23 protein-coding genes and 1 pseudogene are annotated in these 22,162 nt (G+C 41.4%); 11 read left to right on the forward strand and 13 right to left on the reverse strand.

The annotated features are described in order from the left end of the window. From Q7J63_RS00685 to Q7J63_RS00695, 3 genes are all read right to left on the reverse strand, one after another. Positions 1 to 367 (reverse strand): transglycosylase SLT domain-containing protein (locus tag Q7J63_RS00685; protein ID WP_370691847.1); only part of this gene is annotated, 367 nt, incomplete at its 3' end. Beyond that, positions 364 to 1,008 (reverse strand): O-methyltransferase, encoded by a 645-nt coding sequence (locus Q7J63_RS00690; protein ID WP_019599853.1) that lies wholly within the window; start codon positions 1,006 to 1,008, stop codon positions 364 to 366. The genes Q7J63_RS00685 and Q7J63_RS00690, both read right to left, overlap by 4 nt. 1 nt (position 1,009) lies before the next feature. Beyond that, a complete protein-coding gene (locus tag Q7J63_RS00695) occupies positions 1,010 to 2,239 on the reverse strand; it encodes a pitrilysin family protein (protein WP_304883560.1) in 1,230 nt (409 codons plus the stop codon). Positions 2,240 to 2,443: 204 nt separating this feature from the next. Between Q7J63_RS00695 and Q7J63_RS00700 the strand changes: the two genes are divergently transcribed. The 5 genes and pseudogenes from Q7J63_RS00700 (at position 2,444) to Q7J63_RS00725 (ending at position 7,437) form a co-directional block, all read left to right on the forward strand. Then, positions 2,444 to 3,733, forward strand: a complete 1,290-nt coding sequence (locus Q7J63_RS00700; protein WP_304883591.1) for an aminopeptidase P family protein — start codon at positions 2,444 to 2,446, stop codon at positions 3,731 to 3,733. 63 nt (positions 3,734 to 3,796) lie between these two features. Continuing rightward, a pseudogene (locus tag Q7J63_RS00710) lies at positions 3,797 to 4,158 on the forward strand (NUDIX domain-containing protein). Between the two features lie 520 nt (positions 4,159 to 4,678). After that, the gene (locus tag Q7J63_RS00715; RefSeq protein ID WP_304883563.1) at positions 4,679 to 5,929 is read left to right on the forward strand and encodes a hypothetical protein; all 1,251 of its coding nucleotides are present in this window, start codon (positions 4,679 to 4,681) and stop codon (positions 5,927 to 5,929) included. Position 5,930: 1 nt separating this feature from the next. Beyond that, entirely contained in the window at positions 5,931 to 6,485 is a 555-nt protein-coding gene (locus tag Q7J63_RS00720) for a hypothetical protein (RefSeq protein WP_304883564.1), read from the forward strand. Between the two features lie 424 nt (positions 6,486 to 6,909). After that, positions 6,910 to 7,437, forward strand: a complete 528-nt coding sequence (locus Q7J63_RS00725; protein WP_304883565.1) for a hypothetical protein — start codon at positions 6,910 to 6,912, stop codon at positions 7,435 to 7,437. A gap of 74 nt (positions 7,438 to 7,511) precedes the next feature. Here Q7J63_RS00725 and tsf read toward each other — a convergent pair whose 3' ends face one another. From tsf to Q7J63_RS00765, 8 genes are all read right to left on the reverse strand, one after another. Further along, positions 7,512 to 8,342: a translation elongation factor Ts gene (gene tsf, locus Q7J63_RS00730; protein ID WP_019599849.1), complete on the reverse strand. Its 831-nt coding sequence runs from the start codon at positions 8,340 to 8,342 to the stop codon at positions 7,512 to 7,514. Positions 8,343 to 8,564: 222 nt separating this feature from the next. Then, complete coding sequence (gene rpsB / locus Q7J63_RS00735; protein ID WP_026333835.1) at positions 8,565 to 9,326, reverse strand: 30S ribosomal protein S2; 762 nt, start codon at positions 9,324 to 9,326, stop codon at positions 8,565 to 8,567. 43 nt (positions 9,327 to 9,369) lie between these two features. Continuing rightward, the gene (gene rpsI, locus Q7J63_RS00740) at positions 9,370 to 9,756 is read right to left on the reverse strand and encodes a 30S ribosomal protein S9 (RefSeq protein ID WP_019599846.1); all 387 of its coding nucleotides are present in this window, start codon (positions 9,754 to 9,756) and stop codon (positions 9,370 to 9,372) included. Positions 9,757 to 9,768: 12 nt separating this feature from the next. Further along, positions 9,769 to 10,212 carry a 50S ribosomal protein L13 gene (gene rplM / locus Q7J63_RS00745; protein WP_019599845.1) on the reverse strand — a complete coding sequence of 148 codons (444 nt, stop codon included), beginning with the start codon at positions 10,210 to 10,212 and terminating at the stop codon, positions 9,769 to 9,771. A gap of 121 nt (positions 10,213 to 10,333) precedes the next feature. Continuing rightward, positions 10,334 to 11,044 (reverse strand): RluA family pseudouridine synthase, encoded by a 711-nt coding sequence (locus tag Q7J63_RS00750; protein WP_304883566.1) that lies wholly within the window; start codon positions 11,042 to 11,044, stop codon positions 10,334 to 10,336. Positions 11,045 to 11,408: 364 nt separating this feature from the next. Next, positions 11,409 to 12,476 (reverse strand): cell wall metabolism sensor histidine kinase WalK, encoded by a 1,068-nt coding sequence (locus tag Q7J63_RS00755; RefSeq protein ID WP_304883567.1) that lies wholly within the window; start codon positions 12,474 to 12,476, stop codon positions 11,409 to 11,411. A gap of 3 nt (positions 12,477 to 12,479) precedes the next feature. After that, the gene (locus Q7J63_RS00760; protein WP_019599842.1) at positions 12,480 to 13,169 is read right to left on the reverse strand and encodes a response regulator transcription factor; all 690 of its coding nucleotides are present in this window, start codon (positions 13,167 to 13,169) and stop codon (positions 12,480 to 12,482) included. 149 nt (positions 13,170 to 13,318) lie between these two features. Further along, entirely contained in the window at positions 13,319 to 14,107 is a 789-nt protein-coding gene (locus tag Q7J63_RS00765) for a DUF3108 domain-containing protein (RefSeq protein ID WP_019599841.1), read from the reverse strand. Positions 14,108 to 14,292: 185 nt separating this feature from the next. On the opposite strand from Q7J63_RS00765, the gene recA reads away from it, so the two are divergent. Then, positions 14,293 to 15,339: a recombinase RecA gene (recA, locus tag Q7J63_RS00770; protein WP_019599840.1), complete on the forward strand. Its 1,047-nt coding sequence runs from the start codon at positions 14,293 to 14,295 to the stop codon at positions 15,337 to 15,339. A 75-nt stretch (positions 15,340 to 15,414) separates the two neighbouring features. Here recA and Q7J63_RS00775 read toward each other — a convergent pair whose 3' ends face one another. Beyond that, positions 15,415 to 16,665: an ABC transporter permease gene (locus Q7J63_RS00775; protein ID WP_019599839.1), complete on the reverse strand. Its 1,251-nt coding sequence runs from the start codon at positions 16,663 to 16,665 to the stop codon at positions 15,415 to 15,417. 119 nt (positions 16,666 to 16,784) lie between these two features. On the opposite strand from Q7J63_RS00775, the gene queA reads away from it, so the two are divergent. From queA to Q7J63_RS00800, 5 genes are all read left to right on the forward strand, one after another. Further along, positions 16,785 to 17,834: a tRNA preQ1(34) S-adenosylmethionine ribosyltransferase-isomerase QueA gene (gene queA / locus Q7J63_RS00780; protein ID WP_019599838.1), complete on the forward strand. Its 1,050-nt coding sequence runs from the start codon at positions 16,785 to 16,787 to the stop codon at positions 17,832 to 17,834. Between the two features lie 101 nt (positions 17,835 to 17,935). Then, positions 17,936 to 18,619 carry a 2-C-methyl-D-erythritol 4-phosphate cytidylyltransferase gene (locus Q7J63_RS00785; RefSeq protein ID WP_304883568.1) on the forward strand — a complete coding sequence of 228 codons (684 nt, stop codon included), beginning with the start codon at positions 17,936 to 17,938 and terminating at the stop codon, positions 18,617 to 18,619. A 402-nt stretch (positions 18,620 to 19,021) separates the two neighbouring features. Further along, a complete protein-coding gene (locus Q7J63_RS00790; RefSeq protein ID WP_304883569.1) occupies positions 19,022 to 19,816 on the forward strand; it encodes a LiaI-LiaF-like domain-containing protein in 795 nt (264 codons plus the stop codon). 12 nt (positions 19,817 to 19,828) lie between these two features. Then, the gene (locus Q7J63_RS00795; protein ID WP_304883570.1) at positions 19,829 to 20,893 is read left to right on the forward strand and encodes a sensor histidine kinase; all 1,065 of its coding nucleotides are present in this window, start codon (positions 19,829 to 19,831) and stop codon (positions 20,891 to 20,893) included. Beyond that, on the forward strand, positions 20,871 to 21,605 hold the full coding sequence (locus Q7J63_RS00800) for a LytTR family DNA-binding domain-containing protein (RefSeq protein ID WP_304883571.1): 735 nt from the start codon (positions 20,871 to 20,873) through the stop codon (positions 21,603 to 21,605). Before Q7J63_RS00795 ends, Q7J63_RS00800 begins: the two co-directional genes overlap by 23 nt. A gap of 280 nt (positions 21,606 to 21,885) precedes the next feature. On the opposite strand, the gene Q7J63_RS00805 is transcribed toward Q7J63_RS00800, so the two are convergent. After that, the gene (locus Q7J63_RS00805; RefSeq protein WP_010855875.1) at positions 21,886 to 22,107 is read right to left on the reverse strand and encodes a DUF2795 domain-containing protein; all 222 of its coding nucleotides are present in this window, start codon (positions 22,105 to 22,107) and stop codon (positions 21,886 to 21,888) included. Between the last annotated feature and the right edge of the window lie 55 nt (positions 22,108 to 22,162).

Consider the following 22,162-nt stretch of genomic DNA (forward strand, 5'->3'; position numbering starts at 1 on the left):
CTTTTTTGAACTGCCAAAAGCCAACTGCATTGGAGGTAGAAACAGCATCTGCGATCAGGCTGCTTTCCTGGATGACCAAGTATTTGAGATCCAGTGGAACGCCCGCTTCACGGAGTTCTTTTTCCACGATGGGCAAATAAAGGTTGATCCGATCGGCCTTGATGTTGAAATAGGTTTTGTTTCTGTGCAGGGCATCCACATCCAATTGGATTTCTCTCCGGGCATGCTCATGGATTCTGATGGTAAGGTCCGCAAATTCGATTTCGGAGGGAACCTGTGGGGTCTGTGCATGTGCAAGCGTGCTCAGACACACAAAAATCAGGGATAAAAAGAAAGGAATGTTTTTCGAACTCATATTTTTACTCATAATTTTCTGGCCATCATAATCCCATCACGGATGGGCAAAAGTATATTTTCCACTCTTGGATCATTCTGTACCATTTGATTGTAATCCAAAAGGGCCTGCGTGTCCTTGTCTGTTTTTTTTCCAGGCTCCACCAATATTTTTCCCGACCATAAAACATTGTCTGCCAGGATAATGCCGCCTGTGTTGACCCTGTCAACGACCAAGTTGTAATAATTGATATAGTTGAATTTGTCGGCATCGATGAAAACCATGTCAAAATTTCCTTCCAGTTGGGGAATGGTTTCCAGGGCATTGCCAAGTCTATAGTCAATTTTGGTGCTGAGTCCTGATCGCTCAAAAAAGCCTCTCACCATCGGTTCCAATTCATCGTTGATGTCGAGCGTGATGAGTTTTCCCTTTTCGCCCAGTCCCCTCGCCATACAGATCCCCGAATAACCCGTATATGTCCCGATTTCGAGGATTACCTGTGGATTGAGCATCTTGGTGAACAATTCCAACAGCTTTCCCTGAAGTTTACCGGAAAGCATTCGTGGCATCAGCACTTTGGCATGGGTTTCCCGGGTAATGTGCTTCAATAAATCATCTTCTTCGGAAGTATGGCTTTCACAATAAGCCAACAATTCCGCTGGGATAAATTCCATTTTATTTGGGTAAATAGGTAAGGAAACTCAATTCATCCTGCGCGAAGACTTCGTTGGAGATTTCCAAAAGTTCTTCGGCAGTGGTGTTCCTGATAATTCCAAAGATAATATCCAAAGCATCAATATATCCCTTATCAATGAGATTTTTCCCGAAAATCAGCATCAAAGAGGCATAATTCTCTTCCGCCATGGCCATCTGCCCGATCACCTGCTCTTTGGCCATGTGGAGCTGCATGATACCGAGTTTTTGCGTTCTCAGTTTATGCATTTCATTCAGCACAATTTTCAGGGCTTTTTTGGAGGTGTTTTCCTCCGTCCCATAAAAAATCCCGAAAAAACCGGTGTCTGAATAAGCGGAATAGGTGGATTCCACACTGTACACATAGCCGTGTTTTTCTCGCAGCGCAAGGTTCAATCTGGAATTCATACTGGGTCCGCCCAATATGTTGTTGAGCAAAAACAGTTTGAACCTCCGGGGATCGTAAAGTGAAAAAGTGGGCTTTCCCATCGCAAACAAGGCTTGGGAAATTTCTTTTTCGATCACTTTGGATTTGGGCTGGTAAGTGGTGAAACCATTCCGGACATAAAGGCTTCTTTTTTCCGGAATTGCGGACAAATAACCCTCGACCTGCTGCAGGACTTTTTTGAAGCTGATATTGCCCACCACCGAAAATACAATCTTGTGCGTGTCCAATCGAGAGGAGACAAAGTCGAACAAATGCGCCTGTTCAAAATTTTTGACGGTTTCCTCACGGCCTAAGATGTTTCTCCCCAGTGCGTGCCCTTCAAAAACCATCGCGTCAAAATCATCTTGGATGGAGTCTTCCGGAGAATCGCTGTACATGGACATTTCCTCCAGGATCACTTGCCTTTCCTTCTCCAACTGCTTTTGTGGAAAGGTGCTGTTGAAGGTGATGTCGCACAGCAATTCGGCTGCTTTGTCAAAGTGAACACCAAGAACGCTGGCATAAAAACAGATTTTTTCTTTCGTCGTGTAGGCATTGAGCTCACCACCCAAGGATTCCAGTCGGTTGAGGATGTGAAAGGATTTCCTTTTTTTCGTCCCTTTAAAAACCATGTGTTCCCAAAAATGGGCCAATCCTTCTTCCTCCTTGGATTCATCCCGGCTACCGATATTCATGATGAATCCGGAATGGACCAATCGCGTATGGGTGATTTCTTGATGAACGATTCTGATGCCGTTGGGTAATTCTTTTAAGTTGTACTGCATGTGAAATAGTTTCCGGCCATTAATTTACAAATATATCAGACTTTGGGCTGAAATTTTTTAGATGAAAGATAAATGGTATTTTTGGTTGGCAAGTATTAACGTAAATTTCAATTTACAAATTCCAAATTGCTTTTATAATCCTCCTTGAATGCCCACAAAGGACGACCGGGAGATTTTACAGTTGTCAACTATCCAATCGAAGAAATGAAATACAATCCACTTCCCCAAAGCTTCTATGTCAACAACAGGAAAAAGCTAAGGGATAAATTGCCCGAAAAATCCATTGCCGTTTTTAATTCAAACGATATCCTTCCCACCAATGCGGACGGAACGGTAAAGTTCAGACAAAACAACGATCTGTTTTACCTTTCCGGGATTGACCAGGAAGAATCCATTTTAGTGCTTTGCCCGGATTTCCCGAATCCAGAAATGAGGGAAATCCTGTTTTTGAGGGAAACCAATGCGCACATTGCCATTTGGGAAGGCCATAAATACACCAAGGAAGAGGCTTTTGCGGTTTCGGGGATAGAAAATATCCAATGGGTTGCCAATTTCGATGGCGTATTGAATACGCTGATGGCGCTTAGCGAGCAGGTATTTCTCAATAGCAATGAGCACCTCAGGGCTGATGTCCAAGTGGAATCCCGGGATTCAAGGTTTATCAAGTCCTGCAAGCGGAAATATCCGCTCTATCATTACAACAGGGTAGCGCCCCTGATGCATCAATTGAGGGCGGTCAAGGATCAGCCTGAAATCGATCAGATGCAAATCGCCTGTGATATCACGGAGAAAGGTTTTCGAAGAATTCTGTCTTTTGTGAAACCAGGAATCACCGAATATGAAATCGAGGCCGAATACATCCATGAATTTATCCGAAACAGAAGCAAGGGATTTGCTTACGAACCGATCATCGCTTCCGGTGCCAATGCCTGCGTGCTCCATTATATCGAAAACAAGGAAGTCTGCAAAGATGGAGATTTGATCCTCTTTGATGTGGGAGCAGAATATGGGAATTACAATGCAGACATGAGCAGGACGATCCCCGTCAACGGTAAATTTACCACAAGACAGCGGGCAGTTTATGACGCGGTGTTAAGGGTCCAAAGAGGAGCCATGAATATATTGAGGCCTGGCGTAAATATCCAGGATTATCACAAAGAAGTCGGCTTGATCATGCAATCAGAATTGGTTGGCTTGGGCTTGATCGACCAAACCGACATCAAAAATCAGGATCCGAAGTGGCCTGCTTTCAAAAAATATTTCATGCATGGAACTTCCCATCATTTGGGATTGGATGTGCATGATGTGGGCACCATGTACGAGCCGATTACTCCCGGTATGGTATTCACTGTCGAGCCAGGGATTTATATACAGGAAGAAGGCTTGGGTATCCGATTGGAAAATAACATTGTGATTCAGGACAATGGCTATTTGGACCTGATGGGAAATATCCCGATTGAGGCCGAGGAGATTGAGGAGTTGATGCATTCCTGATGGAGCGGATTTTTCTTGTTTTCCGTTTTGGAAATAAATTTGGATTGAATCAAACCTAAGACCATGTCTTATACCTATTCCTTTCCATGTCCGGCGCTTACTGTTGATGCGGTTGTGTTTTCCGAAAGTGATCAATGCATCCTGCTGATCAAGCGGGCCAATGAACCTTTCCGGGGAATGTGGGCTTTGCCGGGGGATTTGTAGATCCAGACGAAGAACCTTTCTTGGCCTGTCTCAGGGAGTTGCGGGAAGAAACCGATTTGCAGTTTGATAACGGGGATTTGATTGGGGTTTTCGGGGAAAAGGGGAGGGATCCTCGGGGCTGGACAGTCAGTGTGGCCTACTTTTTCAAAGTCGATTCCGCGGAGAATTTAAAGGCAAAAGCAGGGTCGGACAGTTCGGAACTGAATTGGTTTTCCGTCTAAAAAATGCCTCTCTTGGCCTTTGACCACCAAAAAATCATTAAAGAGGCGTTGGCAAAGTTCATTTAAAGACAAAAAGGCTGATTCGCAAGAATCAGCCTTTTTAATATGGATTTCAGTTTTATTCACAGCGTTCAGGCCAAATTTACCCGGACTTTTTAAGACAAAAAATCTAAAAATGGTTAAGTTTGAAACCTTCATTATTTGATTGTTTTTTGGGTTTTTCACTCTTTTCTGATCTTGATAAAGTTATGTGTAAACAGTTGATTTTTCACTTCATAGGCTGATTTTTAAGTCTATGCTGTTTAAAAGTTGTATTTTGCCAAGAATTATTTTACCAAAAACAATTTGGGACTAATTTTATTTTTATCTATACTTGTTAACGAAATAATTAATTATGAATTAAAAACTACATTTTTATGAAAAAGTATCTATCTATCTATCTATCCTATTTTTAGGTTTAGTAGCAATTAGTTCCTGTCAAGAAACAGGACAAGAAGAATTTAAAGCGGGTCTTGAAACAATGCTCAAAAATCAAGATCCAGTCGCTTATGAAAATAAGTTGAAAGAATTAACCCTATTTATGGGAGAGGTATTTAAAGATCCCGATGCAAGGAGGGAGTTATTTGACTTGGCAAAAATTGAGGGGAATGATGATGATATTGAGTACAGTATGAAAAAATTATTTTCTGAAAGCACCAATCCACTCACAAGACAATATTCTGCAATTGTAAGTGCTTTCTCAAAAAATGCAGAAAATCATAGAGTAGCAGGAGAAGATGATTTTAATGAGCAGGATTTAATTGATTTTATAAATGATAACAATATAGGGATTTTAGCACCATATCTTTATGATAATTTTGAACCTGAATCACTTACAGAACTAACCGTTTCTTGGTGGACAGAAGAAAAAGAAATTGAAGAATTAAGTAAAAATCCTGATTGGGATGGACATACGCCTGGAATAAAAGTCAAATTAAATGAAGATGGGAACTTTATACAATTCAGAAAGACCGAAACAAATTATTTTTCAAATGATTTGGTCTACGCAAATGATGATTATGCTTATACTAATCCTACGGTAGTATTTGGAAGTTTTAATGATGACGAGATGATAGTAAATCCTGATGATGGGTGGATGGGAGGTGGCCCTAGTCTTCCAACTTCTACAATATATAGACCACATCAAATTGGAGTGAATTGTAACAATTTTGATTTTAATAGAGAATCTTTAAGGTATAGAATGCCTGAATTTAAAATGACTGGAAATACACGAATTTTCCCTCACACAAACAAATTTTCTTTATGGTTAGCAATTGGACAATATACAATAGGCACACAGACTTCTATAAATTTAAATCAACTTGCCTTAGAACAGAAAATTGCAAGATGTAAAGGAAGTGGATGTACCTGGAAAACGAATTTTTTTCCAGCACTGGTAACAAATTGGGCTGAAACTTCAGCAAACATCCAGATTATAATGGCCTACAGAAAACGCCAGTCTGATATTGTAGAGCATACAGTTCAAGTTGGAGTAACAAGTTCAACAACAGGTCAAACATCAAATATTTCTCAAGGTTTAAAAATCAATCAAGAAAGACATAGACTAATTTTTTCACAAACATGGGGTAAGTGTTCAGAAATGTTAGGTCAGTATGGAGTGGATCAACAAAATGGACTTAGGGATGGATTAGCTATTCATCAATTTAATCTTCATAGAAATGATTTTAAGGTCCAATTTACTTTAGTCCCTGAAATCACAAGATTTGAATAGTATGAAATACCTTCTTTTGATCAACTTTATATTACTAAGCTCGCTTTCTTTTAGTCAAACTAAAAAGAAAAATGTGAATGTCGGCATAAAAAATTTCTGGTATAATGGAAATTATGATAATGCTACTGGATATGGACTTGGTGTTTTTGTAAATCATCAAATGACGATATTCAATAGTCCGAGATGGTGGTTAGTCAACGAACTTGGCTATGAAAGAATCCTGAGTGAATCTGAGAACAACCAACCTCTGTTTTGGTATCAAGATGCTGGAAGATATAGTGTGACTATTGCCAGAGATTTAATATATAAAAACAATTGTTTAACATTTGGCTTGGGACTTTCTTTCATGTATGGGTATCAATTACTTGGAGGAGTAACTGTGAATGGTGAGTTTACGAGTCTTAGTTATAGCGATGATTTATCCTTTGGCCCTGCTATTTCTCTAACTTATAGAAACAGTGATATCAGTGATCGGTTTGGGTTGCGGATAGGACATGAAATATATGGAAGCAATAGCAGTGTGACGGGTTTCTCACTACTATATAGAATTAAATAATCTTGTATTTTTTTTAGTGCTTTGTTTCTTTTAATCAAAGTATTTTGAAAATTCAAGCATTGTTTTGACCTGATGCTTGGTTCAAAGCATCAGGTTATTTCATTTATGAATCTTTCTCTTATGAAAAAATATATTTCTAGTATATCCTTGCTGGTGATTTTGATCATACCTCAAGGGAGAATCTTTAAGGAAGGGAGTTTTGAAAAATGAATAAAAATTAACCTCATTTATACGGTCTTTCAAAGTGGCACGGTTTGACCGAAATGACTGGCATGGTCAGACCGAAATAACCAAGACACTCTCAAGTTGAATTTACTCTTAGAACTAGACAATAATGGAAAAAATGAAAAGAATTTTGATACTATCCTTCCCATTTATTTTAATTTTTTTTTCGGTAAATGCTCAAATCATAGAAAAAAATAAATTGATCTATAGATTAGGAGCAGGTCCATCAATAGAAGGAAATTTAGGGTTGTTTGGTGCGAATCTGATGAATGAAATCAGTTATTTCGTCACACCGCGATTTTCAATTAATCCATCCCTTACTTACTTTGTGTCGGTAGAAGATGCTAAACTTAACGGTAATAATTCCTCAAAAATGGATGGGGAAAATGTGAACTCTTTTGCCTCAAGTCTTTTTACGGATGTCAGGTTTCAATACGATGTTATTCGAACCAAAAAGGATCTTAGAGTTGGAGTAGGTTTTGGCCCTTCTTTTCAATTAGGTGGAGAAAGTGTACACGGAGGCTGGTGGCTTAATGAATCTGGTGGGTATGATAGCCGATGGAATGTAAAGCGCCATGCCCGATTGGGCTACGTCACCCAGGTAACTTTTGATTGGCAAGGAAAGAACATCAACCGAAGAAACACATTGGGAGTAAGCATGTCTTCTTTTGATGGCTATTGGCCTTATTATCTGATGCTGAATTATCGGCTTGGATTCAAGTTGTGATAAGAATCTTCATAAAAATAAAAAGGCTGATTCGCAAGAATCAGCCTTTTTTAAAATGGATTTCAGTTTTGGAATTATCCGATAGATATTCTTTTGAATTCAGATACCGTCAAACCTTTGCTGACACTGTCAAGGTATTGGGCGATGGTCAAGCCATTGTCTTTTACAAATGCTTGGCTCAACAAAGTGTTTTCTTTGTAGAACTTGTTCAATTTTCCCAAAGCAATTTTCTCAAGCATTTCCTCAGGCTTGCCTTCTTGTCTTGCTTGGTCTTTGCCTACTTCGATTTCTCTTTCGATCACGGAAGCATCCACACCGTCTTTGTCCACTGCTACAGGGTTCATGGCAGCAATTTGCATCGCTACATCTTTCCCAGCTTCTTCCACGTTGTTGCCTGAAGTATTGACCAATCCAACCAATACACCCAATTTACCATTGGAGTGAATGTAGGAAACAACAGTTTCGGCTTTGATGACTTCGTAATGGGAAATTTCCAATTTCTCACCGATTTTACCGGTCATTTCCACGATTTTTTCGCTGACGGTAAGGTCTTCGAAAGGCAAGCCAAGGATTTCTTCTTTGGAAGAAACATTGTTCTCAACAGCAACTTTGTGCAATGCGTTTGCGAAAGTCACAAAGCCTTCGTTTTTCGCTACAAAATCAGTTTCACAAGTCAAGGAAAGCAAAGTCCCAACAGTTCCGTCAGCGTTTACCTGGGTGATCACAACACCTTCTTTGGTTTCACGGTCTGCTCTGGAAGCGGATACTTTCTGGCCTTTTTTTCTAAGGATGTCGATCGCTTTTTCAAAATCTCCTTCAGCTTCGGTGAGGGCTTTTTTACAATCCATCATACCGGCACCGGTCATTTGTCTGAGTTTGTTTACTTCTTGTGCAGTAATAGCCATTTTTCTATCTATTAAATTGATGTTTTGGATAAAATCTTAATCTGCTTCGAAGTGAAAATTCATTTCGAAGTATTCAGGCCTCAAGAGTTTTATAAAAATAACCTGGGTTTTTTTCCTGAATCCGGGGTAATTATAGACTTCAAGGTTTTGATATTAAATGAAAAATTGAACACAGGCATAAAGCTTGTGTTCAATTTTCTATTGTTGAGGAATCATAAATGACTACTCTTTTGTTTCTACGTCAACAGCTTTTTTAGCTTCTTCTTCCTCTACCAGTTTAGCATCATCTTTATCTCTCTTTCTTTCGGAAAGACCTTCTTCGATGGCTTCGCCAAACGCTTTGATCAATAGGGAAATAGATTTGTATGCATCGTCATTGGATGGGATAGGGAAATCCACCTCGTTCGGGTTGGAGTTTGTATCCACCAATGCAAAAACAGGGATGCCAAGATTTTTCGCTTCTGAGATCGCGATGTGTTCTCTTTTGATGTCAACGACAAACAAGGCTGCTGGAAGTCTGGTAAGGTCAGCGATACCGCCCAATACGAGATCCAGTTTTTCTCTTTGTCTTGTGATCATCAATCTTTCCTTTTTCGCAAGGTTCTTGTAAGCTTCTTCTTTCATCAGTTTGTCGATGGAAGTCATCTTTTTCAAGGATTTGCGAATGGTCGCAAAGTTGGTCAACATACCACCCAACCATCTTTCGGTTACGTAAGGCATATTGAGTCTTCTTGCTTCTTCGGCTACTAGGTCTTTCGCTTGCTTTTTAGTGGCTACGAACATGACTTTTTTTCCTGAGCGTACTACTTGCTTGATTGCGTTAGATGCTTCTTCAAGGCATACAAGCGTTTTGTTTAGGTCGATGATATGGATTCCATTCTTCTCCATGAAGATATATGGTGCCATTCTTGGATCCCACTTTCTTGTTAAGTGACCGAAATGGACACCAGCATCTAGTAAGTCTTTATATTCTATATTTGCCATTAATAAATTGATTGAATCTATATAAAATGTTAAACCTGTACTATTAACGTTTAGAGAACTGGAATTTCCTTCTCGCTTTCTTACGTCCTGGTTTCTTACGTTCCACCATCCTTGGATCACGGGTAAGAAAACCTTCTTTTTTCAATGCGGGTCTGTGCTCCTCATTGATTTCGCACAAGGCTCTGGCGATGGCCATTCTTGCTGCTTCTGCCTGACCTGTGATACCACCACCGTCTACATTGATCTTGATGTCATAAGTACCGTTCTCTTTTACGAGTTCCAACGGCTGTCTTACCACGATCCTGTGTAAATCGAATGGGAAATAGGTTTCAATCGTTCTGCTGTTCACAGTGATTTCGCCATTTCCTGGTGTCATGTAGATCCTTGCAACAGATGTTTTTCTTCTACCGATTGTATTGATAACTTCCATAGACTGCTTAGATTAGAATTTAACTTCTTTAGGTTGTTGTGCAGAGTGAGGGTGTTCAGCACCTTCATAAACAAACAGGTTTCTGTACATTTGTCTTCCCAATCTGTTTTTAGGGAGCATACCTCTTACAGCTTTTTCCACCAAAATGTTTGCTGACTTTTCTTTCAACATCCTTGGGGTAGAAATTCGCTGTCCACCTGGATAGCCCGTGTGACGAACGTAAACCTTTTCGGTCCACTTCTTACCTGTTAATCTTACTTTTTCTGCATTGATGACAATTACATTGTCTCCGCAGTCTACATGAGGGGTAAAAGATGGTTTGTGCTTTCCTCTCAAGATTTTCGCTACCTCACTTGCAAACCTTCCTAGAATGGCAGATTGGGCATCCACTACTACCCAATTCTTTTCTACAGAAGCGGCATTTGCTGACTTGGTTTTATAGCTTAATGTATCCACTGTGTAACTGTTTAATTATTAGCTGATTATATATACTTCACCCTCAAAAAGGGACACAAAGATAGAAGTAATTTCTTTTTATTGCAAAACAAACTTAATTATTCCCCACATTTTCTTTGAGTTACCTGTTTTTCTCAAGCTGTTTGATCAAAACTTCGAAATCTTTTGGGTAAGGAGCCGTGACTTCGATCTTTTCCCCTTGGTTGCCCAAGAAGGCAATGGAGTAGGCATGGAGCGAAACGCGCTGCATGATCGGAAGTTCATCCGTACCCATTTTCAGGTTGAACCTTCTTTTGAGCGCCGAAAGATAAAGCGGTTTCCCGCCATAGAGTTCGTCCCCGCAAATCGGTGATTTCAGATAGGAAAGATGGATCCTGATCTGGTGCATTCTCCCGGAGATCGGCTTGCATTCGAGTAGGGTATGGGAATAGTAGGTTTTCAAAGAGGAGAAATATGTTTGTGCAGATTTCCCTTCCTTATTGACCTTGGCCACTCCCTTGTTGGTGACCGCAAGACTGCGGTCCACGAGAAAATTCTCATACTCGTGGATACCGTCCACTACGGCATGATAGACCTTGTCCACTTTCCTGCTTTCAAACTGCATGGCAATGTTTCGATAGGCTTCCGGATTCTTGGCGATGACAAGGCAACCCGAAGTTTCTTTGTCCAATCGATGACACATTTGGGCGTCCGTGGTGTAAAGCCTGGCCAGGTCCAGAATGTTCTGGGCCTCATGCCTGTCCTTCAACGTCGATAGATAAGGTGGTTTGTTGACCACGATATAATCGTTGTTTTCAAACAGAATAAGACTTTTAAAATCAATTTTTTTCATGCGGCTTGTTTCCCAATGGGCCGCAAAAGTATGGAATTTAATAAAGCAGATGAAATTTTCAGGAAACAAAATTTTAAAACCACTTCTTAATCTCCCTAAATTATAGGGAAACCCTGACTTATGTCTGTTATGCTCGGAAATTGACCTGGTCGGAATTGAGTACAGCATCTAACCAGAAAGATGTATTGAGTCCCCAAATGTGGTTGAAACTATTAGAAGAACACAGGTTGAATTCAATTCTTCAATTGTCCCGTTTTGAGTACTATGGTTTTTTGGATGGAAGTACTAGGCAAAGGCACCGCTCCATTTTTGTACATTTTTAGTATTGATCATCTGCAATCAAACTGCTTTTGGAGCAGCTGCATTATTGGGTTTTTTTTGGTTTTTCGGGAAGCACTTGATCCAGCGGAAGCTCGAAACTGAAAATTGAGCCTTTGCCAACGGTGCTGCTTACGGAAATTTTGCTTTTGTGGCCTTCCAAGATGTGTTTGACGATGGCCAAACCGAGACCTGTCCCGCCTTTTTCCCGTGATCGGCTTTTTTCAACTCGATAAAACCTTTCAAAAATCCGTTTCAAATCCTCCGGAGGAATGCCTTTTCCGTTGTCTTTCACTTCCACGGTGATTTGATTTTTGTGCGATTTTAGCCTGATTTCCACTTCTCCGCCATCATTGTTGTATTTGATGGCATTTGAAATCAGGTTCTGGCAAACCCTGAAAATCTTGTCCTTATCGGCGATTGTTTTGAAGGTTTTATCCTTGTCATAAAAAAATCGAATCAAGATGTCCCTTTTTTCGGCCTTGTGTTCCAGCTCCTCTATCAATTCCTGGAGGAGTTCTCTAAGGTCAAAGGATTCAAAGTGGAATTTGTTGACTCCACTTTCCATTTGACTCAGCGTAAGCAGGTCATGGACCAATTTATCCAAGGCATTGAGACTTTTGGCGGCCCTTTTGAGGAATTTGTACCGAACCTCCTTGTCATCAACGGCTCCGTCGAGCAAGGTATGGACATACCCCTGGGCGGCAAAAATCGGCGTTTTCAACTCATGCGAGATGTCCGCAATAAACTCTCGGCGGAATTCGGCGTTCTTTTGGAGGGTTTCTATTTCCTTGTTTTTGGCCAATGCATAGGAATTGATGGTTTTGTTGATTTTTCGAAGGGGAGAAATGGAAGTCCTATTCGATCCATCTGCAATTCCCGTAAGGTCCTTTTTCTGGATTTTTCCCAATACCGTGTAGATATGGCCGATTTCCTTGAAAATCAAAAACTCCAAAGTAACATTGATCAAAATATAGGAAACCGAAAAAGAAATGCCGCCCGCTACGATCAACAAGGTAGGGGTGGCATCATCCATCAGCATCAAGAAAGCCACTGTCAGGGCAGAAATGGCAACGGCCAGAATCAATGAAATACCCCTCGAAGTGGTCAGCATATTTTAATTCAAATCAAATTTGTATCCAACCCCTTTGACGGTCGTGATGTAATCTTCCCCTATTTTTTCCCGTACCTTTCTGATATGGACATCCACCGTTCTTGCCAGGACGAAGACATCCGCTCCCCAGATATTTTGCAATAACTCGTCTCTACTGAAGACCACATTGGGGTTTTTGGCCAAAAAATACAAAAGCTCAAATTCCTTTTTTGGAAGGGTGATGGTTTTCCCACTCTTGTCAATGGTATAACTTGTCCTGTCCACGATGAGATCCTTGATCTTGATTTGGGCCAATTCCTGTTCTTTCTTGGATTCCCTTCTGAACAACGCGGCGATTCTGCTCATCAGAGCGCGAGGCTTGATCGGTTTGTTGATGTAGTCATCCGCGCCCACATCAAATGCGGCCACCTCTGAGTATTCTTCGGACCTTGCCGTAAGAAAAATTATGAATGTGCTTTTCAACTCGGGGATTTCACGGATCTGTCGACAGGTTTCCACGCCGTCCTGATTGGGCATCATGATGTCCAGCAGAATGACATCGGGATGGAATTTTTTGGCCAGTTTGACAGCTTGAATTCCATCCTCGGCAGATTCCACTTCGTAGCCCTCTTTTTTGAGATTATAAGTGAGAATTTCTACTATATCCGGTTCGTCATCCACCACTAGGATTTTGACTTTTTGTTTTTCGCTCATACGGTTAGCGGGAAGATTTTCGCTTTTCTAAACGCTAATTTAAAGAAAGCCTTCACAAAATCGTTTTTTCATGAAGTTTACCTGTGCCAAATCAACATAAAATTCTTTTTGTATCCTCGCATGTTGCTTAATTGTTAACAAAAATTGAATTAATTGTTACGCAATCCTTTTGCTTCAGTGATTTCCATATTCAGTGAGCCCACCATCAAGCGGGCATTTATCCTTACCGGAATTTTGTTTTCGTCATTGGAAACCCAGATTTTGACTGGATGATCCCCCCTGAAGAGTTTGTTTTTCGGCATAATGGGCGAAAAAATCAAGGTTTCAAATTTCCCGAGTGCGGTCGTGATGATTTGCTTTCCCTCATATATTAACTTTAGGTTATGTATTTCCTTGTCGAAGAATCCGACGATCTTGACGGTGTCACCGGGCTTGTATTTTTTCATATCCAAAGTCCGAAGGTGGTAAAATCCGCTGACGAGGTCTTGGACATTGTGGGGGATGGGATAGTCTTTGGTGTCTACCAGCATGCTGTTGTTTCTGTCATAAAGCCTGACGATTGCATTGCGGTTTTGGTGATTAAAGAGGACTTGCTCATGTTTCCGGTACTTGCCCTCTTCAATATGACGGTAAGATTGGTGGGGGATGATCTTGGCGGTGTCGAGGTAAGTTCCCCAGTTGTCATTGACCTTGAAAAGTTTGAAAATCCCCAAGGTTTTACCATAAACGTCGATTTTGTAAGCAGGATTGTCATTGAACCGAGTGAGGTTCGAGCCGATGATCATTTTCGCTTCTGCCGCATCCAAAAAACCATAAGACACCTTGAATGTCAATTCCTCACCTTTTTTGAATGCTGTATTTTTCTGACCATAAAGAGAAAAACTCCCCAGCAGTTGAAATACTATGACAATTACTGACAATACTAAATTTTTTTTCATTAATTCCTCTTTAAGCAAAAAGCTTTCCAATTCTTATTCCAATATTTACGAAGGAATTCACTAATCTGATTAAAATATTACGATTAGCCAATACATTACCCTTAGGAGTTGTAAAACTAATTTGACACTCCAATAATCAATTAATAATTTCATATATTCAAATCAAAGATTTTTAAAACCTTTATATGGACGTAAATACAGAAAAACTTAAAGCCCTTCAGTTGACCATAGATAAACTTGAAAAAAGCTATGGAAAAGGGACAGTGATGAAACTGAGTGACAATAAGGTGCAGGATATTCCGGCCATATCCACGGGTTCTCTGGGCTTGGACATGGCTTTGGGCATTGGCGGGATTCCACGCGGCAGGGTGATTGAGATTTATGGACCGGAATCCTCCGGAAAAACTACCCTCGCGATGCATTGCATCGCAGAGGCCCAAAAAGCAGGTGGCTTGGCTGCCTTCATCGATGCGGAACACGCATTTGACAAATCCTATGCAGAGAAATTGGGGATTCAAACAGAAAACCTTCTGATTTCACAACCGGATAACGGCGAGCAGGCTTTGGAAATTGCCGAACACCTTATCCGTTCTGGAGCCATTGACATTATCGTAATAGATTCTGTGGCAGCATTGGTTCCCAAAGCGGAACTTGAAGGAGACATGGGAGACAGTAAAATGGGCCTTCAGGCACGTTTGATGTCCCAAGCCCTCCGTAAACTAACCGGAGCCATCAATAAAACAGGCTGTGCCTGTATTTTCATCAACCAACTTAGGGACAAAATCGGAGTTATGTTCGGTAGTCCAGAAACCACCACCGGTGGAAATGCCTTGAAATTCTATGCCTCTGTCCGTCTCGATATCAGAAGGATCGGTCAGATCAAAGAAGGGACTGACAATGTGATCGGAAATAGAACCAAAGTGAAAGTCGTGAAAAACAAAGTTGCGCCACCTTTTAAAGTGATCGAGTTTGATATCATGTATGGACTGGGGATTTCTAAGGTAGGTGAAATCATCGATATTGGTGTCGAACTGGAAATCATCAAAAAGGCTGGTTCTTGGTTCTCTTACGAAACCACCAAATTGGGACAGGGAAGGGATGCCGTCAAAGCATTGCTTTTGGATAATCCGGAATTGATGGAGGAATTGGAAAGCAAGATCAAGGAAAAAGCCGGCTTGGAAGCTCCAGCAAAGCCAGCGAAAGCGAAAAAGGAAAAAGAGGAAAAGGCTTAAATCAATTCCGATAATCTTAAAAATCAATTATAAAAAAGCGTGGCCGATAGCAATATCGGCCACGCTTTTTCTATTTTAAACAGACCTGATGGCTTCCACGGGGTCCAGTCTTGCGGCAAGCGTTGCCGGGACGATTCCCGATACCACCCCGATCGCAGAAGACACACCCAGTCCCAAGATGATGTTTTTCAGAGAGAGGGTAAGGTCAAGCGTGCCCACCGGAATAAAAGTGATCAAAAAGACGATCAGGATTCCTGCGATTCCACCGATCAAACTCAGGAAAATGGCTTCAAAAAGGAATTGGGAAAGAATGAAATAATTTTTTGCCCCCAATGACTTTTGGATACCAATGATATTGGTGCGCTCCTTGACGGAGACAAACATGATGTTGGCGATGCCAAAACCTCCAACCAAAATGGAAAATCCTCCGATTACCCAACCCGCAATTCCGATGACATCGAAAATGGATCCGATCGTGTTCATGATGAATTCAGACTTGTTCAGTGAAAAATTATCCTCTTGAGTAGGTTTCAACCCCCTCTTCACCCTTAACAGGCCGATCAATTCATTTTCCAAAGCGATCATCCCAATGTCCTCTTCTTTTCCCTTCACGGCGATGCTCGGTTCTATTCCATTGTTGCCCACATAATATAACTTGGTGAAGGATCCATAGGGGATAAGGCAGGATTGATCTTTGGATGCGATGTCAAAAATGCCTTCCCCCTCTTCTTCAAATAAACCAATCACTACAAATTTCCCCCCCTTCATCTTGATCTCTTTCCCAAGTGGGCTTTGACCCGGAAATAAAGTCTCGGAAATTTTTGTGCCGATGATGGCCACATTTCGGGATGAGTTGACCTCAAGTTCCGTGAAAAACCGACCTTCTTGCAAGGGGAGGTCATAAACGTCTTGGTAGGTAAAGGAAACTCCCTGGATATTGCTGCCCTGATAGGAGTTGCTGGCATGTTGAATGACGGTGTTGGCACCGGCAAAAAAAGCGACCGCTTCCGCATTCTTTAATTTGTCCTTCAGGAAAACATATTCAGAGTAGTTGTTGTACGGTCTTCGGAAATATTTCCACCAGGGATAATCAGGCCCACCTCCGCCGAAGGAAAAGCGATTTACCGTTACCACATTGCTGCCAAGGAAGCTAAAGCTGGACTTGATGTTTTTCTCCAGGGAGTCCACTAATGTGAAAACCGCAATAATGGCAAAAATACCAACTGTCACGCCCAAAAGGGAAAGAATTGTGCGGGTAAGGTTGGCTTTTAGGGCCTGCATGGCGAATCTGAGGCTCTCCCAAATCTGTTTGACAAAATGTATCATTTATTTTGGATTAAAAACTAATTCACAATATAAGTACAATTTGGTATTTTTCTTGCTAACTTTGCACTTTTTACGAAGTATCGTAAACCAAATCATAAAGCAATCTACATTCATTATATATGAAGTTATCCGATTTCAAATTCGACGTCCCCAGAAAACTTATTTCCTTGTATCCTGCAGAAAACAGAGACGAATCCCGTCTAATGGTTGTGCACAGGAAAACCGGAGAAATAGAACACCGCATTTTCAAGGATATCATTGAGTACTTTGACGAGGGTGATGTATTTGTAATGAACAACACCAAAGTTTTTCCTGCAAGATTGTATGGCAACAAAGAAAAAACCGGTGCCAAAATCGAGGTTTTCTTGTTGAGGGAACTGAACCAAGAATTGAGGCTTTGGGATGTGTTGGTGGATCCAGCAAGGAAAATCAGGGTTGGAAACAAGCTTTATTTTGGGGACAGTGATTTGGTGGCCGAGGTCATCGACAACACGACCTCAAGAGGAAGAACCATCAGGTTCCTCTTTGACGGAACGGATGAGGAGTTTTACAAAACCGTCGACACATTGGGCGAAACACCTATCTTGAAGGAATTCATCGAAAGAAGCGTAGAAGCCGAGGATAGGGAAAGATACCAAACCATTTTTGCCAAGCATGTGGGAGCTGTGGCCGCACCAACGGCCGGACTTCACTTTACTCCACATTTGCTCAAAAGATTGGAATTGAAAGGGGTCGATGTGACGCCGATCACCCTTCATGTGGGTTTGGGTACTTTCAGACAAGTGGATGTGGAAGACCTGACCAAGCATAAAATGGATTCAGAGAATTTTGATATTCCAGAAGAAACCGTCAACCTTGTCAACCGTGCCTTGGATAGCAAAAAGAGAGTAGTGTCAGTAGGTACTACAACCTTGAAAACCATCGAATCTTCGGTTACTGCCAACGGCAGGTTGAAAGAAGATCGAGGATGGACGGACAAGTTTATCACACCTCCTTACGAGTTTAAAATTGCAAATGCCTTGATCACCAACTTTCACCTTCCAGAGTCAACATTGTTGATGACGGCTTCGGCATTTGGAGGATATGACCTGATCATGAAAGCCTATCAAATCGCCATAAAGGAAAAATACAGGTTCTTCTCTTATGGAGATGCCATGTTGATTTTATAATTCATCAAAAAAAGAGCTCCAAAAGAGCTCTTTTTTTCTTTGATTTTTCGATTTTTGTGGGAAAAGGGTTTTTATTTTTTAGATCCGCCAATTACTGAAACATGAAAAAATTCGGGATTATCGTCGCAGGAGGAAATGGAACAAGAATGGGTGCCCCCATTCCAAAGCAATATTTGGAAATTGGAGGGAAACCCATATTGATGCACACCATGAAGGCGTTTTTTCAATATGACCCCACTATCAACTTGATTTTGGTGATTCCCGCAAGCGATTTTCCATTATGGAATTCCCTCTGTGACAAATTCGATTTTAAGATTCCTCATCAATTGGTGAAGGGAGGCCAAAGCCGTTTTCAATCCGTGAGGAACGGGCTGAATTCCATTTTGTCAACAGCCGGATTGGTTGCCATTCACGATGGTGTGCGGCCATTTGTAAATCAGTCGGTGATTTCAAGAAGTTATGAGGAAGCAGCAAAAAAGGGGAGTGCCATCGCGGTCATCAACCTAAAGGATTCCATTAGGAAAATATCAGGGGACGGAAAATCTAATTTTCAGGATCGGCAAGACTTTAGACTGGTCCAGACGCCCCAAACCTTTCAGCTGGAAAAAATCAAAAAAGCATTTGAGGTCCCGGAATCTAAGCAATTCACGGATGATGCCACTGTTTACGAGCAGCAAGGTTGGCAAGTAAACCTTATCGAGGGCAATCCTGAAAACATCAAGATCACAAGTCCAGAGGACATGGACTATGCCGAGTTTTTGGTCAATAGAAACAACAAGGCATAAATGAAGCTTGGGAGTGAGGGATAAGTTTCTCCAATTTACCGAAACCTCAACCAAATAATCCCCCTTGCTTGTCACTTTTTAAGAAATGTTGATTTTTTCTGCGTGATTTAACCCGTAATATGCAATAGGTTTCCAGATGGGATTGGAACCAAAAAAAATCAGATACTTGGAATAAAAATTTATCACACCAAAAGAGTGGAGATATAAAGAGTCAACACTAAATAATTATGTGTCAATCACAATATTGAATTGAGTCCGTATTGCAAAAAATGGATTTAACCGACAAAATCCTTTATTTCACCGAATTTTCTCATGGGCTAGCCTATTTGGATGGCGTTAGGCAGAAGGTGATGCATTAGATTTGGTTTATTATCTACATCCATCACAATAAATGACAAAGACATGAATAGAAAGAAAGCGCAAAATGACAATGGGAATCTCACGATAGGGTTGATCATTCTCGTAATTGGAGCAGTTTTGTTGTTCAGGAAATTGGGGGTTTTTATTCCTGGCTGGATTCTTTCCTGGCCGATGATCTTCATTGCCATTGGGGTGATCACTTTGGTCAAACATAATTTCAAAAGTGGGTTTGGGGTATTCATGTTGCTTTTTGGCTCCTTCTTTTTGGTGAAAAGGGAATTGAATCTTCCTGTCGAGATCGAGCAATACATTCTTCCTATAGGTCTTATCTTTTTGGGGCTTTTTATCATCCTTAGCCGAAGAACCAACAGTATGACGAACTGGAAGGAATGGAATGGGTTGGAGCAATCTCTTGAAAAGAATGCATTCAACTCCGCGGGAATTTTAACCCCAGATGATCCAAATGCGATCAATTCATTGGACTTAGACGTTGATGGCGGTGATGTCGTCAATTCGCAGGCGATGTTTTGTGGTATCCAAAAAAGGGTGCTTTCCAAAAAATTCAAAGGCGGAAAATTATCTGCGATCTTTGGTGGGACCGATATTGATCTCAGTCAGGCGGATTTGACTGGGCCAGCGGTTTTGGATGTTGAAGTGGCATTTGGAGGCATCAAGCTGATCGTCCCGCCACACTGGGATATCCAGATCAATGTGACCAATATGTTTGCCGGGGTGGAGGACAAAAGAATGTATCCTCAGACCAAAACGGATGGGACCAAGATTCTGAGAATCAAAGGGACGATCTTTTTTGGTGGGCTTGAAATCAAATCATTTTAAACTTCACGAAGAATGGGGATCACAGGACTCTTCAAAAGGGAAGGTGGGAGTTGGTTGAAATCCATACTTGTTTTGGTCTTGTGGATCTTAGCCTCCGCAAAACTGATCCAATCGTATGGGCCAAATTTCAATTTGGCTCTTTTGGACAGTGCTGTGCAGACGATCCTGATAGTTGGAGGTTTGTTTTTGCTGGAGAATGTGTTCAGGTTTTACTTGCCACAACGCTCCAATGCTTGGCTTGTCATCGTTTTGCCACTCGTGATGAGCGCCTTGGCACTGTACTTGGGGCATTTTGGCCTCAAGCAACTCTTCTCCGATCAAACCGAGTACCTTTTGTTTTTGGAAAAGTCATTTGCGGTTAGGGGAGCGATTGTTTTGATTTTGTTCTCGGCATGCGCGCTCTTGTTGGTTATTGCGGGGAGATTGGAGGATCAGATAAAAACCCGGCAGCGGGAAGAAATGATCATGAAGATGTCCAAGGAGGCAGAACTTCACCAATTGCGCCAGCAGCTGCAACCCCATTTTCTTTTCAATAGTCTCAATTCCATCAGTGCCCTGATTGCGAGCAATCCGGAGAAGGCAAGGGAAATGATTTTCCAGCTATCCGGATTCCTCAGGGGGACCATTCGGAAGGATGAAAAAAAGTGGGTGACAGTTCAGGAAGAGGTTTCTTACCTTCAGCTGTTTTTGGATATTGAGCGGGTGCGTTTTGGCCACAGGTTAAAAGCGGATTTCCAAGTGGAAGAAACCACTCAGTCGATAAAAATCCCCCAAATGTTGCTTCAGCCGCTTATGGAAAATGCTGTCAAGCATGGCTTGTATGGCACCATGGGTGACGTGGATATCCAATTAAATATCCGGGATGTTGGTGTTTACTTGGAAATGACCATTACCAATCCATTTGATCCCAAAGCTGGAGTATCGGCCGATGGGCTGGGATTTGGCTTGGATGCCGTAAAAAGGCGCCTTTATTTATTGTTCGGACGGCACGATCTTTTAAATTGTGGAGTCAATCAAAATCAGTTTTCAGTTGTGTTAAAGATTCCTTATGTCCATGATCCCAATCCTCATAATTGATGATGAGCCTTTGGCGGCACAGATTGTCAAGGAATACCTTTCGGATTATCCCGATTTTGAAGTGTTGAAAATCTGCGGGGATGGCTTCGAAGGGATCAAGGCAATTCAGGAGTACCAGCCCGAATTGATATTTTTGGATGTACAAATGCCCAAGATCAATGGCTTCGAGATGTTGGAGTTGCTTGACGAACCTCCATCCGTCATTTTCACCACGGCTTTTGACGAGTATGCGCTCAAGGCTTTCGATGCACATGCCGTGGATTATTTGTTGAAGCCTTTTCCAAAGGAAAGATTTTCTAAGGCGATCGCCAAATTCCTCCAGTTGGAATCCAAATCCTCCTTAAAAGAATTGATGGAATCCAATGCGCTCCCTTCCGAAGGGTATTCCAGTAGGGTAGTATTGAAGGTCAAAAACGAAATCAAAATCATTCCTGTCCAAGACATTAAATATTTTGAGGGCAATGATGACTATGTGAATGTCCATACCCAGGAAGGGAAGTTTCTGAAAAATAAAACGATGAGATTTTTTGAATCCACACTCAATCCCGATGTTTTCGTGAGGGTCCACCGTTCCTACATTGTCAAAATAGCTGAGATCACGAAAATAGAGAGTTATGAAAAAGACGGTTATCTCTTGATTCTCAGGGACGGCAAACAAATCCCGGTTAGCAAGACTGGGTTCCCGAAATTGAAGGCGGTGTTGGGGATTTAGGGAAGAGGGAAGTTATCGATACCCTTAAAAGGTGTTGGGAAAAAGCGGTGATTTCTTGGCTTGAATCCGTGTGATGCATTGCCAGCCCATTCTGACCTAAAAATGCTTAATAATCAGTCTTTATTTACTTCATCAATTCGGTGATATTCCTTATTCTCCCAATAGCCTGATTTACTTTCAGCTTCCACACCCATTGGGAAATCCAATGCATATTTGGGATTGTACTTCAGGATAGGGTACAATAAAAAATGACCCCAATGTGTTTGGGGTCATTTTTTATTTAATATTCATCCTCATTGAAAAAGAAATCGTCTTTGGTAGGATAATCTGGCCAAATCTCTTCTATATTCTCATATGGCTCACCATCATCTTCCAGTTCCTGAAGGTTTTCTACAACCTCCAAAGGAGCCCCGGAGCGGATCGCAAAATCTATCAATTCGTCCTTGGTAGCAGGCCAGGGTGCATCTTCTAGATAAGACGCAAGTTCTAATGTCCAATACATAGTGTCTTTATTTATTGTTTACCGGCTTTACGGGTTGCAAAAATAGAAATTGTTT

It is taken from the genome of Rhodonellum sp., from assembly GCF_030656585.1.
Taxonomy (GTDB): domain Bacteria; phylum Bacteroidota; class Bacteroidia; order Cytophagales; family Cyclobacteriaceae; genus Rhodonellum; species Rhodonellum psychrophilum.

What these genes read in the sequence shown, in the direction of transcription:
- Q7J63_RS00690 (WP_019599853.1), bottom strand. Translation starts at nt 1,008, where the DNA reads ATGGAATTTATCCCAGCGGAATTGTTGGCTTATTGTGAAAGCCATACT.
- Q7J63_RS00695 (WP_304883560.1), bottom strand. Translation starts at nt 2,239, where the DNA reads ATGCAGTACAACTTAAAAGAATTACCCAACGGCATCAGAATCGTTCAT.
- Q7J63_RS00700 (WP_304883591.1), top strand. Translation starts at nt 2,444, where the DNA reads ATGAAATACAATCCACTTCCCCAAAGCTTCTATGTCAACAACAGGAAA.
- Q7J63_RS00715 (WP_304883563.1), top strand. Translation starts at nt 4,679, where the DNA reads ATGCTCAAAAATCAAGATCCAGTCGCTTATGAAAATAAGTTGAAAGAA.
- Q7J63_RS00720 (WP_304883564.1), top strand. Translation starts at nt 5,931, where the DNA reads ATGAAATACCTTCTTTTGATCAACTTTATATTACTAAGCTCGCTTTCT.
- tsf (WP_019599849.1), bottom strand. Translation starts at nt 8,342, where the DNA reads ATGGCTATTACTGCACAAGAAGTAAACAAACTCAGACAAATGACCGGT.
- rpsB (WP_026333835.1), bottom strand. Translation starts at nt 9,326, where the DNA reads ATGGCAAATATAGAATATAAAGACTTACTAGATGCTGGTGTCCATTTC.
- rpsI (WP_019599846.1), bottom strand. Translation starts at nt 9,756, where the DNA reads ATGGAAGTTATCAATACAATCGGTAGAAGAAAAACATCTGTTGCAAGG.
- Q7J63_RS00750 (WP_304883566.1), bottom strand. Translation starts at nt 11,044, where the DNA reads ATGAAAAAAATTGATTTTAAAAGTCTTATTCTGTTTGAAAACAACGAT.
- Q7J63_RS00755 (WP_304883567.1), bottom strand. Translation starts at nt 12,476, where the DNA reads ATGCTGACCACTTCGAGGGGTATTTCATTGATTCTGGCCGTTGCCATT.
- Q7J63_RS00760 (WP_019599842.1), bottom strand. Translation starts at nt 13,169, where the DNA reads ATGAGCGAAAAACAAAAAGTCAAAATCCTAGTGGTGGATGACGAACCG.
- Q7J63_RS00765 (WP_019599841.1), bottom strand. Translation starts at nt 14,107, where the DNA reads ATGAAAAAAAATTTAGTATTGTCAGTAATTGTCATAGTATTTCAACTG.
- recA (WP_019599840.1), top strand. Translation starts at nt 14,293, where the DNA reads ATGGACGTAAATACAGAAAAACTTAAAGCCCTTCAGTTGACCATAGAT.
- Q7J63_RS00775 (WP_019599839.1), bottom strand. Translation starts at nt 16,665, where the DNA reads ATGATACATTTTGTCAAACAGATTTGGGAGAGCCTCAGATTCGCCATG.
- queA (WP_019599838.1), top strand. Translation starts at nt 16,785, where the DNA reads ATGAAGTTATCCGATTTCAAATTCGACGTCCCCAGAAAACTTATTTCC.
- Q7J63_RS00785 (WP_304883568.1), top strand. Translation starts at nt 17,936, where the DNA reads ATGAAAAAATTCGGGATTATCGTCGCAGGAGGAAATGGAACAAGAATG.
- Q7J63_RS00790 (WP_304883569.1), top strand. Translation starts at nt 19,022, where the DNA reads ATGAATAGAAAGAAAGCGCAAAATGACAATGGGAATCTCACGATAGGG.
- Q7J63_RS00795 (WP_304883570.1), top strand. Translation starts at nt 19,829, where the DNA reads ATGGGGATCACAGGACTCTTCAAAAGGGAAGGTGGGAGTTGGTTGAAA.
- Q7J63_RS00800 (WP_304883571.1), top strand. Translation starts at nt 20,871, where the DNA reads ATGATCCCAATCCTCATAATTGATGATGAGCCTTTGGCGGCACAGATT.
- Q7J63_RS00805 (WP_010855875.1), bottom strand. Translation starts at nt 22,107, where the DNA reads ATGTATTGGACATTAGAACTTGCGTCTTATCTAGAAGATGCACCCTGG.